Here is a 13,395-nt window from a genome sequence, read left to right as displayed (position 1 = left end):
GATAAGGTTTGGTAGACCTTAACAGTGTGGCTCATCTAGGTGCCGGGTAAAAGGGAGGATGAGTCCATATCATTGCTTGCTGCTCACTCCCCTGAGATTGCCCTTATTTTTAAATTGAGAATCACTGCTCTGTTGTATATGAGCTATGCTCATACTCTTCTTTAGTCAATAATGGGCGCAATTGTTCAGCAATTGTATGCCAGTACTTTTTATCATAGATTATTCCTTCCTGTGGTTTATATTCATGGTTTTGTAATAGGCGATTGAATTCCACAAATAAATAAGAGGCAAAAGAGTGATTTTCAAATCGGGTATAAGGATCCTCGAAAAACTGTTCCATCTGCTGCATAATTATATCAGGATTGTCACTTGACAAGGCTTTGTCTTTAACCGATTCCGCCTTTTTTTGTCCATCAATTCCATGGCGCCACCAACTAAACCACCCATTAGGCTTTAGAGTATTGATACCCTGTTCATAGTATTTATTGTAAGCAGTCCATGCATCCGCTATGCTTTTCTTCAACACTTGGAGCGAATCTACAGTTGAGTTCATATCGGTCGATTCACATGGTTTTTGCTCATTTTTTTTGAAAAAATCATGTGTTAATGCGTTTGCTTTGCGTCGTTTTAGTGAAGGTTTTCTATGCTCAAACTTTGGCCTTGATTTGGTAAGATGAGTCAGAGGGGTAGTATTAGCGGGTGCCATTGCCCCCGAATCAGACAGTTTTTTTGCAGCAATTAATTCTGCTCTCCTTTGAGCAACTAATCCTGTAGGAATACCAAAATTGTTCTTTTTTTCAATTGTAGTTGTTGTCTGCTTATTCTTTTTGTCCATTATAATTCCTTATCCCTAAGTTAAAATAAGTACTTTGAATTTCCTTTAATCGAGCTGAGCTTTATAGAATAATATTTTCCTAATTTTTCTTCTATACAATGAAACTTCTAGAGTGATTTATTGAATAAAACAAAGAAGAACTTACGGAGTAATCAACACAATGAAAATTAGAAGATTAAGCTGTTTTTATCATCAATTATTTATTTTTCAAAAAAGAAAGTATGAGATTGAAAAATTCATCTGGTTTTTCTATAAAAGGAGCGTGCCCACAATTTTTAATGGTAATTAGTTTGGCACCTGGAATATGATTTTGTAAGAAAATAGAATTTTCATGAGGGGTCAGTAAATCTTGATCGCAACCGATCACCAAAGTAGGGCTTTTAATTTTTGGAAGAAGATTTATTGTATTATGTTTTCTAATCGCTTCAACCTGAGCAATATATCCTTTATCGGTTTGAGGATAAGGATTATTTAAAGTTGTCTGAATAAATTTGTCTCTATTTTCACTAAGGTTTAGATAGTCTATAGAAAAAAGTACTGGTAAATAATTTTCGATAAGTATTTTTTTAGGAACGTGATATTGACGAAGGTCTATCTGCAGTTTGGTAGCGAGATAAGATATTATTGAAAATTCGTGTTCACTACACGCAATGATTGCTTTATCAACTAGTTCAGGGTAGGTTGCAGCAATGTATTGGACAATATGTCCTCCCATAGAGTGGCCTACAAAATGAGCTTTTTTTATTCCTAATGTTTGACAGAGTGATACCGTATCCTTCATGAAACCCTCCATACTATAAGGAGCATCCGGAGTATCAGTTTGTCCCACACCACGATTATCGAAAGTTAGTACTCGAAAATCATTCGTAAAATATTTTAGATCCCACATTGTATGATCAACGGATAACCCTGAGATAAATACGAGATCGGGTCCAGAGCCGGTTTGTTCATAATACACATTAATATCATTTACTTTTATTGTGGGCATAAAATTTTTTCTCACTCATTACATTAATAATCAATATTATTGAATAAATAATAAAATCACAGAATGAGCCTATTTAGTTAAAGAGTCAAATTTATGATTCATTTAAAGATTTTATTTTTTAGATGATACCTGTGAACTCTCGGGCCAAGGCTCGACCCTGCTATACTGTATATACCAAATTATTATTTTTAAATATATGAAAAAAATACTTCTATTTGTATTACTTATATTAAGTATAAATTACAGCTGGGCAGTTCAATGTAACAGCGCATTGATTGATGAAGGCGATTCACAAGCTACGGTTTTAAGAAAGTGTGGTGACCCTCAGGATAAAAAAACACTGAGCACCACCCAACCCTTATTCAACTCTGCCGGTGTACAATATGGTTCAGTTCCATTCCTTACGGAGGTATGGACTTATCATACTCCCGGAGATTTTATCTATAAAGTGTATTTTACAGATAAAAAAGTTACTTCAATTACAACTGATGTAGCTTTTCCTGATTGAACAGCAAAAATATCATCATTCATAATGGAAAAACAGTTCCTCGATTTCAAAGAATAGAATAGTAAGCATATTTGATTTATAATTACAAAAAATTTTTAAACCCATTCTAAGCGCTAGGTTTACTCATGTGTCCACTAACTAATTAATCACTATTGGAACAAGTTTTATTAATAAGCTTGAAAACTTACAAGATTTTTTAGTTGGAGTACACCATGAGTTATCTAAATTTTGCTACTATTTCTCCTTACCACGACATTAATTTAATTTTAGAAGAGTTATCATTTCAAATAAATCAAACTTTGGGAAATAAGCTAATTGGCTTATATCTCTTCGGCTCTTTAGTTTATGGCGATTTTAAAGAAGGCCGTAGTGATCTAGATCTTGTAGCAATTGTTAAGCAGCCACTGAATGAAAAAGATTTGGAGCAAGTTAAAAAATTACATCGGGTCATGGGGGAAGATTATCCTAAGTGGAAGGAGAGAGTAGAGTGTTCTTATACACCCATTCACATGTTAGCCCATGTTCTGCCGCCAGAAGAACCACGCCCTTATTATGGAGGGGGCATTTTTTATGTTGATGCGGATTATGGAAATGAATGGATAATAAATAATTACTTATTGAGCATGCAAAGTATCCCACTGATTGGCCCTGATTTTCATTCTTTAATTAACCCTATTGATATCATCGATGTACAAAAAGCTTGCATAAAAGATTTATTCAAAGAATGGGAGCCTAAAATTCATGATCCGGAATGGTTGAGTAACAGTCATTATCGATCGTATATTGTAATGAACCTCTGTCGAATTTTTTATACTGTCTATTGGAATAAAACAGCCAGCAAAACAGTCTCGGCTGTATGGATTAAACGCACATACATCCAATGGAAAGAGTTGATCGAAGCGGCTGAAGCCTGGGAATATGGAAAAACCATGTCTTATAAAAATGAAGTGATTGATTTTATAAAATTTATAGTCAATGAAATAAAAAAGACTGAACTTTATGAGTGTATGCAATGAATTTAAACGATATTTTCAATAAGTATCTTAAGCTATGGCATCTAACTCAAGATGGTGATCCCATCATTACAAACACGAGCAGACTTTTACCTGTTTCCCATAAAGGGTCCAGCGCAATGTTAAAGATTGCTTTGTCGAATGAAGAACGAAATGGCGGTGCATTGATGGTCTGGTGGGAGGGAGAAGGAGCTGCGCGTATTTTTGAGTATAAGGATGATGCCTTGTTAATGGAACGTGCGGTTGGGAAGCGGTCATTGGTCTGCATGACAAAAACCGGACAGGATGATGAGGCGAGTAAGATTATTTGTGACGTTGTTAGCAGACTGCATGCCAAAAATAAAAAACCATTACCGGCCACATTGGTACCCTTAACCACCTGGTTTAGATCCCTACATTCTGCAGCTATAGAACGGGGAGGGATATTTACTCACGCTGCTAGGGTGGCAAGGGAACTACTGCAAAACCCCCAGGAAACTGTTGTTTTACATGGTGACATCCATCATCAAAATATTTTAGATTCTGGTACGCATGGCTGGATTGCCATTGACCCTAAGGGGCTTCTGGGGGAGCGCGGTTTTGATTATGCAAATATTTTTTGTAACCCTGACTGGGATATTGCGGCCAGACCCGGTCGTTTGGCTCGTCAGGCAACGGTAGTTGCTGAAGCTGCTGGCCTAGAACGCTCAAGGCTCATGAAATGGATTCTGGCTTATGCGGGTTTATCTGCAGCCTGGTCTTTAGAAGATGGCGATTCACCCGATTTAGCCCTGTTTATCGCGAACGTTGCTAAGACTGAACTTGAAGAGTCAGTATAAGGGCAAAAAAATTGACTTGGTTCACTGAATCGATTCAATTAATAGTCAGAATGATACCTTAACTCAAGAAAGGGCTGTCTTGCCTGCTTTTAATCCAAAAGTATAACCACGGCAAGACATCACCCAACACTTGCTGGTAGCGTAGCCTATGTCTTAGGAAGGACATGGCACTAGACTTTCCTTTATCTGTTTTAAACCTTGGTACACTTTTTCTTTACTCAACGCGTAACAAATACGTACTACATGTTTTCCTTTATCCGGATTTAAATAAAAAGAGCGTCCAGGAACCACAGCAACTTTTGCCTGATCAAGTAACATACGTGTCATAGTGGCATCATCTTTAAAACCCATGCGTGAAAAATCGGCCATAATGTAATAAGCCCCCTGAGGTACTGTCACTTCAAACCCAGTGTCACGTAACTCACGAACAGTATGATCACGTTTTTCCAAATAGGTTTGACACATTGTTTGATAATAATTTTCTTGTAATTTGAACGCATCGATCGCCGCATGTTGTAACGGTGTTGCGGGACATACATACAATAAATCCTGAACCAAGGCCATTTTTGCAATTACATGTGCCGGACCACTGGCATAACCTAAACGCCATCCCGTCATATTATACGTTTTTGAACATCCGGAAATTGTAATGGTGCGATCTTTAAAATTTTTTAAACTAGCAAACGACACATGTTTATAACCAGGATAAGTAATATATTCATAAATTTCATCAGTGATAACTGCCAAATTATATTGTTCTGCAATTTCGCCAATTGCTAATAATTCGTCCTCAGAAAAAACTTTGCCACAAGGATTACACGGTGTGCAAATAATAATCGCGCGGGTTTTAGGGGTAATGACTTTTTTAAGATCATCGATTTGAATGCTCAGATCATGTAAGTTAATAGGCACCGCTTTAACATGAACTTGATACAGATCCAAAATATTTTTGTGGTAACCATAGAAAGGTTCAAACAAAATAACTTCATCACCTGGATTAAACAAAGACATCGTCGCGCAAATAAATGCTCCAGTAGAACCGTGGGTCACCAGAATTTCTGTTTCGGCATCAACCGGGATTTTGTTAAACGTTTGAATTTTGTTGGCAATAGCATGGCGTAAATTGAGTACTCCTTCACAAGCAGAATACACATTTTTTTCTTGTTCAATCGCTCGTATAGCAGCTTGCTTGATTATCTCAGGTGTAGGTAAATCACAAATACCCTGACCTAAATTAATGCCGCCAATTTTTTCACACTCCGTGCTCGCTGCACGAATACCAGATTGGCGCAAGGTTTCACTCGCTTGACTTGTTTTCAGCATATTGTTAGTTCCTCTTTCTTTGTCCTACATGTAAGAAAAAAATTCCGCCTTGTTACCGCTTACTACTAAAAATCGTTGCAACATTTCATTTTGCTCATCGCAAAAATTGCTTCTAAAAATAGAGGTGCATGGGAAGGAAGGATACCATTTAAAACGACTACACCCAAGAATCAAATACACCACCAAGGTAAGTCCTTGGCTCGATGCTTGCTCAGTAATGTGTTGACTTCAAAAAAAGAATAAAAACAATTGCTAAAAATAGTCTATAAAAGAAATAAGAGCTACTTAAAAAAAGTGACTATTTATGAACCTCACTAAGAAAAAAAGTATTTTTGCCGGGTTATACGGAAATACTTTAGAATGGTTCGATTTTCTTCTTTATGCCAATTTTACACCTTTATTTGCTCAATTATTCTTTCCGTCAAAAATCTACTTTGTTTCCTTACTTCTGACCTTTGGTGTATTTGCAGTTGGCTTTTTTATGCGTCCTGTGGGGGGATTAATATTAGGTCACTATGCCGATCATATCGGTAGAAGAAAGGTTTTGATTTTTTCAATGTCTATTATGACTTTTTCTACCGCATGTATTGCCTTAATCCCCGATTTTAATACTTTAGGTATGATTTCACCGTTATTGTTTATTTTTTTTAGATTAATTCAAGGAATAGCAGTGGGAGGAGAGCTTCCTAATTCAACTACTTTTCTTATTGAACATATGGCCGATCATCGACGTGGCTTTGCGGGAAGTCTTGTGTTAAGTACCGCTTTTTTGGGTATTCTTTTGGGTTCATTGACCGCTTCTTTACTGAGTATTTTACTTCCTGATGATATACTTAAAGCTTGGGGATGGCGTTTGGCTTATTTAATAGGTGCCCTACTTGGCTTAATAGGAATTTATTTACGCCTTAAAAGTGTAGATCCCGAGACCTTTTTGCATACCAAAACCACAAAAGAGCTTCCTGCAAAAATTGTTTTTACTGCCCATAAACGTACCTTATTATTAGCCATTATTTTTACAAGCATTATGGCAATTAGTAATTATTTGCTCATTGCATATATAACAGCTTTCCTGGTCAAATCAGAAGGATTTTTATTAAAAGATGCTTTGATTGCCAATTTTATAGCGTTATTCATTTTAACCCTGTTAATTCCTTTGATGGGCTTATTGTCAGATAATTTTGGAAGAAAACCGATTTTTTTGGTGGGTGCTTTCGGTATTTTGATTTTTATCTATCCCATATTTATTCTTTTTTTAAGTGGTAATTGGTGGCATGTGCTTATTGGAGAAATAGGGTTGGCCATACTTCTTGCACCTTTGAACGCGTCGGTACCTACCATTCTTGCAGAAATGTTTCCGACAGCCATTCGGGCGAGCGGCGTATCCATTGGCTATAACATAGGCCAAGCATTTTTGGGCGGGACAATACCTCTGGTGTCGTTAACTTTAGTTGAGTTAACAGGAAATAAGTATGCTCCTGCGTTCTATATTTTATTGTGGGCTCTTGTCGCGATTATTGCCGCTCGATTTGCTCCAGAGACTTATCTTAATAAATTAGAATAGTCAAAAGACTGCTGTCTTTATTTTTCTTCTTTTTTTTCCAACTTATGACCATCTAGATGTCGTTCATTACGTTCATTCTCTTGTTTCTCGAGTTGCTTTTCTTTTTTTGTCCTTCCGAATTTAACGCGATTTTCAGAAGCTTTTTTTTCTTTTTCCAAACGAACTTTAGCTTTTCTTTTTTTATTAAGATTAATAATGTCTGCCATAGTACTCTCTATTATATATGTTGTTTATACTATAGCGCATAAAACACGCGCTAATCATCTAAATACACAGGGTAGGTCGGGCCAATTTTTACCGATTTTCTACAGACTTCCCACAAAAAAAATATCATGCTTTACTATATTAATCTTTATTATGAAATGTTGAGAGTAACAATGGTAAGGATATTAATGTGTTTAGGTCTTGTTTTAAGCAGCAATTTACTCATTGCGAATCCGGTGCTGCAATTGAATTCCAACAACTTAATCTCTTGCATGAGCATGAATGAAGTAAAGCCTATAGGAAAACAAATAAATGAGCTCCTAGAACAAGAGTTTTGTGAACAACCAGTTGATCCAAAAAAATTTGTTTCTATTAGTCAAAATGTCCTGCAAAAAATTATGACTGAATCATTTCTTGAAGTAACACCGCCTCCAAATTGGCAGCAATTAACCGACGATATTATAAAAAACTGCCTTAAAGACAATGACCTATGCAAAAAAGAAAAACGGAAGGAATTCGAAGCCTGCATTCAACTGAGAATTCCTTTAATCTTGCTGCAATTTGGCCCTTGGCTTGCTGAAAATTGTTCCCAACTGAATAAGTCATTAATTCAGAATTGGCCAAATAAAAAAGCCATTCTCATAAAGATAATTAATGAAAATAAAGTGCAGAATAATGCATATTTATCGTAAAAAGATTATTAGCAAGTAGTAACTGTCTTAAATTTTTAATTCAAGACAGTTACTACACTTTGAGACTTTCTTTTGAATTATTCTATACTTTTACATAGGCTAGTCAGAGGGAATGAAATATGACACACGGAAGATCTGAGTCTGAAACAATCGATGATGAGATTATAAAAACTTTAAATAAATTATTAGAGATTGAGATGGCAGGTGTTGTGCGCTATACCCACTACTCTTTTATGATATTTGGTTTTAATCGCATTCCTATCTGTAAATGGATGCGTGATCAGGCTCAAGAGAGCTTAAACCACGCTCATTTAATAGGGGAACTTATTACCCATTTTTCCTATCATCCGACACTTAAAATTGGCAAATTATTAGAGACTCATGAGCATAACATTAGAACTATTTTGGAAGAGGCTCTTGAGCATGAAAAACAAGGCTTGAATTTGTATCATCAATTATTACACCACGCAGAAAAAAAGTCGGTGTTAGTTGAGGAGTTTGCAAGAAATATGATTCAAGAAGAGGAAATACATGTTGGCGAAATCTATAAGATGCTGATGTCACCAGAAACTTTGAAAGATTAGGGCACAAATTGGTATGGTACACCTAGAGTTAATACTGAGTAATCAGAAATTCATTCTAGATGTTTTATGGTTCAGGACATAATTAATTAAGGATTAAACGATGCGATTCACAAAAAATATAGGTTTTATTCTTCTTGCTGTTTACCTGATTATAGTAGCTCTTGGGGTTTTAGCTCCTGGAATTGCAATTCCCAGCACCATCACCGCTGTAGTTGCTTTGGTTGCTGCGGTTTTTATCCTTCTAGGTAAATAGTAACAAGCTCGGGCCAAGGCCCGACAAGCTAAGTTACTCTCCACACCGATTCGTTGCGTGTAATGCATCGGACAAAGTTCAATCATTAGCTGTAATTCCTGTTTGAATCTATCTATTTTCAAGTGATTGTGGGCCAAGGGCTGACCTTGTAGATTCACAGAAAAGAGCAGCTGCAGCATAGGTATTCTTATCTTGTTTCTGTCAAAGTTTTAGTTTATTTTAACTTCTTAGTGTTCTTAAATAAATCATTTGTGCGCGATCTGAGTAAGAGAAAACTGCAGATAACCGAAACGTTGATTTATAAAGAAATCTTAACAGTCCTTAATCTCAGGAGGCAACATGGGTTTCGACTTTCAAAAATTTAGAGTTGTTGAGCTCACCTTAAATCGCGGTGGTGAGAAAACCAAAGATGCAATAAAGCGCTTAAAAGACTTAGTAAATCCCATACACTCAGTTTCCTGTGTTAGGCACATCTTTATCTTTAAAGATGTCGAAGATCAAAAAGCGCTTGCTGAAATATTAGAAGAACTCAAAGGTAAAAATAAATCATGCAAACTTTTGACTGGCTTAGAGGCCTATAATTTTTTATTAAGCTGGATAGTTGGAGGTGAATATCGAGTTGCTAAGCCGGGCTCTAAATTATCTTTGTATAACGATAATCATGTATTAGGGAAATTTAAAAAAAATTGGGCCTACTTTTTATTCAATCAAAGAGATAATCAACTAAAGCGTGAATGTACCAAGGTTATATCGCCATTGTTAGAAGAAGCTCATGAAATACGAAAACGCATTGAGCAGGGTATTTATGGTACTGATGTAAAACTCAGAAAAACGCTTGATATTGTGATCAATAATATTTGCTTTTCAAAAAAAAATTCACTTCCCGTTGCTTATGATCATATGCATGAAAATAGGCAAAAATATGTATTGTCGGTTATGCAGCTTCTGCATAAAAGAATCAGATCAATTTCAAATACCATGCAAGCAGATGAGGCTTCTCGAAAAGAGAACCCAACAAAAACAGGGTATGGCAAACAAATGGCTTGTGCAAATCAATTAGTACTGCTTAAATCGAATATAAATACTGCAGTCAGTGAAGGATTATTAAAATCCTCTAATAAAACAAATAGACAAATTCATCTTTTTTTCAAAAAAGAGGGATTGTTTTGTTCTGATGAATTTAGAAAACAATCTTACAAAAAAGCTTGTGAAGAAAGCAGGGAAGGTTATAGAGATTATTTATCAACTCAGTACACCAAAACTATTTGAATAATTTTATGACCTCTTAGGTTTGAAAATATAACTCTACGAATATTTATAAAAGGCAATCTTGCAATGTTAATTATTTTTGGTGGGTTACCTGGAACAGGGAAAACGACAATTTCTAAAATTATAGCCAAGCGCTTAAAGGCGGCCTACCTGAGAGTAGATACCATTGAGCAGGTTTTAATCGATTTAGATGGTTATCCTGATTCATTGATAGTAGGTTCAGAGGGGTACTTAATCAGTTATGCAGTCGCTCGAGAGAATTTGCTCTTAGGTTTAAATGTTGTGGCCGATTCGGTTAATCCGATTGCACTAACACGCCAAGATTGGCAGCAGGTAGCAAAACAAACTGGAGCAGATCTCATTGAGATTGAACTAATTTGTTCCGATAAAAAAGTACATCAAAGTCGGGTGGAAGGACGCATTGCCGATATAGAAGGTCATAAACTGCCAACATGGCAGGCCGTTCTGGATCGTCATTATGAACCTTGGGAAAGTAAGCAAATTATGATTGATACGTCAAAATATCTAATCGATGAGTCAGTGGATATAATTATGAATTTTATAGCCTCTAAGCAAATTTAATTATCATTTTCACCCACAGCGGTCGTGGCAAAAGATTTATCCTCAGATAGATTTGAAATTGAGATTAATTTAAATTCTATGTATAATTTTTTTTCTCATTGATTAATATAAAAAAATTAACATGTTCAAAGACTTTATAAACCTGGTTGATGTGCTTGAAAAAAAATGGGACGCTGAAATCGTACCCACCTATGAAAAATTAAAACAATATTGTTTAAATAAGAGAGTATTATCTAAAGCAGAGGCTCAAGGAGCCATTAATGAATTACATACTCGTTATCTTCATTTTTATGCCCATGCTACGACTTCATTTGCATCATGCAACATGGGTGAAGCTGAGCGTTCTCAGGCAGAAAAATTTGTTAATGATGTTAAAGAAAATCACCAGGCAGACATTAATGAATTGATTAATATTTATAATAAAAAAGCAGCCATGTTAAGGTCTTATTTTTTCCAGAAAGAAGCGCTTCGATTACCTATGCCTACTGTTGAAGAGCAATATACAACACGGGAAATTTTTCCTAGTGATCCTGAGACCCATCCTCAATACTATACTTATGATTTTAAATAAAAGAAGCAAACCAGCAAGATTGTCGGGCCAAAGCTCAATCTGCTCTATGTCATGCGGCTTGTCCGTGGGATCCAGTTTTGAAAATTTTTGATCCTGATTTAACCTGGAAATTGACAGCAATCAACATATTGTTTTAAAATATCACATTATTTTAAGAAAAAACGTAAAAAATAGGTTTAAATCGTCATGAAAATTACATTTTAAGTTGGCCCAACTATAGGGCAAGGTGAACAAAGTCCTTTTGTGACTTTCTGTTTTTGTCCTAACAGACATACTTAAGAGTAACTCATGAACCATAAACCGATTCAATTTAAAGACCTTAGTCTTACCCATCCATTAAGCTCTTTTATCTGGCATTTTTTAAAACCGTATAGAGCTGTAGTAGTTTTATTTATCTTGCTTGCTCTATTGGCTGGATTTTGGGGTCCATTTAATAGCTTACTGATTAAAGCATTCATTAATACTTTAGCTGCAAAGACACCTACAGACATGTCTTCTTTGTATTGGATAGCAGGTTTGTTAGTGTTGAACTTTATTATTTTTGACAATGTTACCTGGAGAACACTTGGGTATTTGAACTATAAATACGAAGCGTACATCAAAAACCAAATTGTTAGTCAAACTTTTGAGTATGTTTTGGGGGCAAGCACGCAATTTTTTCAGGATAATCTATCGGGACGAATTGCTGATCAAATTACGACCCTTGCCGATAATCTTGAGATTATTCTGCATAGAGTTTCTTTGGATTTTCTTCGAGGCAGCTCACTTTTGGTCGTTTCATTTATTACAGCCTATTATGTTAATGCAGTGTTCTTTTATATCTTATTTCTCTGGTTCATCGCCTTTGCAACATTTAGTATTTGGATGTCAGCACGTTTAGTCCAATTGTCTGATAATCATGCAAGTTCGGAGTCTCAGCTTTCTGGTCAATTGGTGGATAGTCTAGCGAATCAATCCAACATTCGTATTTTTTCAAAAAAGACTTACGAAGTAGAACGAATGAACCATTTCTTTTGCTTGGTGCAACAGGCATTTCAAAGAAAAGAGCTCTTTATCGTCTTGTTATGCTGTGCACAAGGTGGAATGATTGCTGTAATGATGGGATTGTCTTGCATTACTTTAATTCATTTATACAGCAAGGGTCTTGTGAGCATTGGCGATTTTGCTTTGATTCTTGGGCTTTCCATGGAATTAGGTCATATGATGTGGTACACCATGTACCAAGTGGATCAGTTTAACCAAGCCTTGGGTAAGGTTAGACAAAGTCTAAATGCATTAGTCACACCCCATGACATTAAAGATCAAAATAATGCGTCTCAGTTAGTTATCACACAAGGTAGAATTGAGTTTTCCAAGGTTAAATTTCATTACCATAGTGGGTATTCTCTTTTCCAAAATAAGTCGGTGATAATTGAAGCGGGCCAAAAAGTTGGTTTGGTAGGGTATTCTGGCAGTGGCAAATCAACTTTTGTTAATCTCATTTTAAGACTCTATGACATTGTGAATGGTCAAATTCTGATTGATGGTCAAGACATTTCTGAAGTGACCCAAGAGAGTCTAAGACAAGGTATCGCCATAATTCCACAAGACCCAACACTGTTTCATCGTAGCCTGATGGATAATATTCGTTATGGCAAGACAGATGCTGCAGATGAAGAAGTTATTTTAGCATCTCAGAAGGCACATGCTCATGAATTCATAAGCCTTTTGCCCGAAGGTTATGATGCTTTGGTAGGGGAGCGTGGAATTAAGCTTTCAGGCGGTCAGCGCCAACGCATCGCGATTGCCAGAGCTATATTAAAAAATGCGCCAATTTTAATTCTTGATGAAGCCACGTCTCAGCTTGATTCTATTACAGAATCCAACATTCAAGAGAGTCTCTGGGAGTTGATGCAGGGAAAAACAACTTTGGTTATTGCTCATCGTCTGTCTACTCTTCTGCATATGGACCGAATTTTAGTGTTCGATAAGGGGCATATTGTTGAAGATGGCACACACACAGAATTACTTAATTTGGGTGGTTTGTATAAAACTCTATGGAATGCTCAAGTAGGAGGATTTTTGCCGGATAAAAGGGATGAGAGTAATGAATGATATGCTGATTTTTCGATAGTAAATCATTGAGCGAGGTAGTTTGGGGCGTTTCGACCTAAACTACGCGCTGCACCTTGCTCACTTTATATACTATATTTAA

15 protein-coding genes are annotated in these 13,395 nt (G+C 36.1%); 11 read left to right on the top strand and 4 right to left on the bottom strand.

Annotated elements, in window-relative coordinates:
• Window positions 1-121: 121 nt before the first annotated feature.
• Both Lstg_RS14705 and Lstg_RS14700 read right to left on the bottom strand, forming a co-directional pair.
• A complete protein-coding gene (locus Lstg_RS14705) occupies window positions 122-835 on the bottom strand; it encodes a hypothetical protein (protein ID WP_058478426.1) in 714 nt (237 codons plus the stop codon).
• 196 nt (window positions 836-1,031) lie between these two features.
• Window positions 1,032-1,793 carry an alpha/beta fold hydrolase gene (locus tag Lstg_RS14700; protein WP_162264083.1) on the bottom strand — a complete coding sequence of 254 codons (762 nt, stop codon included), beginning with the start codon at window positions 1,791-1,793 and terminating at the stop codon, window positions 1,032-1,034.
• 226 nt (window positions 1,794-2,019) lie between these two features.
• Here Lstg_RS14700 and Lstg_RS14695 point away from each other — a divergent pair, with 226 nt between their 5' ends.
• From Lstg_RS14695 to Lstg_RS14685, 3 genes are all read left to right on the top strand, one after another.
• Entirely contained in the window at window positions 2,020-2,331 is a 312-nt protein-coding gene (locus Lstg_RS14695; protein WP_058478424.1) for a DUF2845 domain-containing protein, read from the top strand.
• 212 nt (window positions 2,332-2,543) lie between these two features.
• Window positions 2,544-3,347 (top strand): nucleotidyltransferase domain-containing protein, encoded by an 804-nt coding sequence (locus Lstg_RS14690; RefSeq protein WP_058478423.1) that lies wholly within the window; start codon window positions 2,544-2,546, stop codon window positions 3,345-3,347.
• A complete protein-coding gene (locus Lstg_RS14685; RefSeq protein WP_065235618.1) occupies window positions 3,344-4,162 on the top strand; it encodes an aminoglycoside phosphotransferase family protein in 819 nt (272 codons plus the stop codon). Before Lstg_RS14690 ends, Lstg_RS14685 begins: the two co-directional genes overlap by 4 nt.
• 153 nt (window positions 4,163-4,315) lie before the next feature.
• Here the strand turns inward: Lstg_RS14685 and Lstg_RS14680 are convergent, their stop codons facing one another.
• On the bottom strand, window positions 4,316-5,485 hold the full coding sequence (locus tag Lstg_RS14680) for a pyridoxal phosphate-dependent aminotransferase (protein WP_058478422.1): 1,170 nt from the start codon (window positions 5,483-5,485) through the stop codon (window positions 4,316-4,318).
• A 304-nt stretch (window positions 5,486-5,789) separates the two neighbouring features.
• Here Lstg_RS14680 and Lstg_RS14675 point away from each other — a divergent pair, with 304 nt between their 5' ends.
• On the top strand, window positions 5,790-7,046 hold the full coding sequence (locus tag Lstg_RS14675; RefSeq protein WP_058478421.1) for an MFS transporter: 1,257 nt from the start codon (window positions 5,790-5,792) through the stop codon (window positions 7,044-7,046).
• A gap of 17 nt (window positions 7,047-7,063) precedes the next feature.
• Here Lstg_RS14675 and Lstg_RS14670 read toward each other — a convergent pair whose 3' ends face one another.
• Window positions 7,064-7,252 carry a DUF4169 family protein gene (locus Lstg_RS14670; RefSeq protein ID WP_058478420.1) on the bottom strand — a complete coding sequence of 63 codons (189 nt, stop codon included), beginning with the start codon at window positions 7,250-7,252 and terminating at the stop codon, window positions 7,064-7,066.
• Window positions 7,253-7,423: 171 nt separating this feature from the next.
• On the opposite strand from Lstg_RS14670, the gene Lstg_RS14665 reads away from it, so the two are divergent.
• From Lstg_RS14665 to Lstg_RS14640, 7 genes are all read left to right on the top strand, one after another.
• A complete protein-coding gene (locus Lstg_RS14665) occupies window positions 7,424-7,942 on the top strand; it encodes a hypothetical protein (protein WP_058478419.1) in 519 nt (172 codons plus the stop codon).
• Between the two features lie 119 nt (window positions 7,943-8,061).
• Window positions 8,062-8,526 carry a ferritin-like domain-containing protein gene (locus Lstg_RS14660; RefSeq protein ID WP_058478418.1) on the top strand — a complete coding sequence of 155 codons (465 nt, stop codon included), beginning with the start codon at window positions 8,062-8,064 and terminating at the stop codon, window positions 8,524-8,526.
• Window positions 8,527-8,626: 100 nt separating this feature from the next.
• A complete protein-coding gene (locus tag Lstg_RS17910) occupies window positions 8,627-8,779 on the top strand; it encodes a hypothetical protein (RefSeq protein WP_165481746.1) in 153 nt (50 codons plus the stop codon).
• Window positions 8,780-9,118: 339 nt separating this feature from the next.
• A complete protein-coding gene (locus Lstg_RS14655) occupies window positions 9,119-10,048 on the top strand; it encodes a hypothetical protein (RefSeq protein ID WP_058478417.1) in 930 nt (309 codons plus the stop codon).
• A 66-nt stretch (window positions 10,049-10,114) separates the two neighbouring features.
• Window positions 10,115-10,630, top strand: a complete 516-nt coding sequence (locus tag Lstg_RS14650) for a P-loop nucleotide/nucleoside kinase family protein (RefSeq protein ID WP_058478416.1) — start codon at window positions 10,115-10,117, stop codon at window positions 10,628-10,630.
• A gap of 121 nt (window positions 10,631-10,751) precedes the next feature.
• A complete protein-coding gene (locus Lstg_RS14645; protein ID WP_058478415.1) occupies window positions 10,752-11,201 on the top strand; it encodes a hypothetical protein in 450 nt (149 codons plus the stop codon).
• A 288-nt stretch (window positions 11,202-11,489) separates the two neighbouring features.
• Entirely contained in the window at window positions 11,490-13,295 is a 1,806-nt protein-coding gene (locus Lstg_RS14640) for an ABC transporter ATP-binding protein (protein WP_058478414.1), read from the top strand.
• The last annotated feature ends 100 nt before the right edge of the window (window positions 13,296-13,395 follow it).

Source organism: Legionella steigerwaltii (genome assembly GCF_001468065.1).
GTDB classification, from domain to species: Bacteria; Pseudomonadota; Gammaproteobacteria; order Legionellales; family Legionellaceae; genus Legionella; species Legionella steigerwaltii.
This window is presented reverse-complemented; position numbering and strand designations above follow the sequence as displayed.

Coding starts and splice junctions, on each gene's coding strand:
- Lstg_RS14705 (WP_058478426.1), bottom strand. CDS start 835: ATGGACAAAAAGAATAAGCAGACAACAACTACAATTGAAAAAAAGAAC.
- Lstg_RS14695 (WP_058478424.1), top strand. CDS start 2,020: ATGAAAAAAATACTTCTATTTGTATTACTTATATTAAGTATAAATTAC.
- Lstg_RS14690 (WP_058478423.1), top strand. CDS start 2,544: ATGAGTTATCTAAATTTTGCTACTATTTCTCCTTACCACGACATTAAT.
- Lstg_RS14685 (WP_065235618.1), top strand. CDS start 3,344: ATGAATTTAAACGATATTTTCAATAAGTATCTTAAGCTATGGCATCTA.
- Lstg_RS14680 (WP_058478422.1), bottom strand. CDS start 5,485: ATGCTGAAAACAAGTCAAGCGAGTGAAACCTTGCGCCAATCTGGTATT.
- Lstg_RS14675 (WP_058478421.1), top strand. CDS start 5,790: ATGAACCTCACTAAGAAAAAAAGTATTTTTGCCGGGTTATACGGAAAT.
- Lstg_RS14670 (WP_058478420.1), bottom strand. CDS start 7,252: ATGGCAGACATTATTAATCTTAATAAAAAAAGAAAAGCTAAAGTTCGT.
- Lstg_RS14665 (WP_058478419.1), top strand. CDS start 7,424: ATGGTAAGGATATTAATGTGTTTAGGTCTTGTTTTAAGCAGCAATTTA.
- Lstg_RS14660 (WP_058478418.1), top strand. CDS start 8,062: ATGACACACGGAAGATCTGAGTCTGAAACAATCGATGATGAGATTATA.
- Lstg_RS17910 (WP_165481746.1), top strand. CDS start 8,627: ATGCGATTCACAAAAAATATAGGTTTTATTCTTCTTGCTGTTTACCTG.
- Lstg_RS14655 (WP_058478417.1), top strand. CDS start 9,119: ATGGGTTTCGACTTTCAAAAATTTAGAGTTGTTGAGCTCACCTTAAAT.
- Lstg_RS14650 (WP_058478416.1), top strand. CDS start 10,115: ATGTTAATTATTTTTGGTGGGTTACCTGGAACAGGGAAAACGACAATT.
- Lstg_RS14645 (WP_058478415.1), top strand. CDS start 10,752: ATGTTCAAAGACTTTATAAACCTGGTTGATGTGCTTGAAAAAAAATGG.
- Lstg_RS14640 (WP_058478414.1), top strand. CDS start 11,490: ATGAACCATAAACCGATTCAATTTAAAGACCTTAGTCTTACCCATCCA.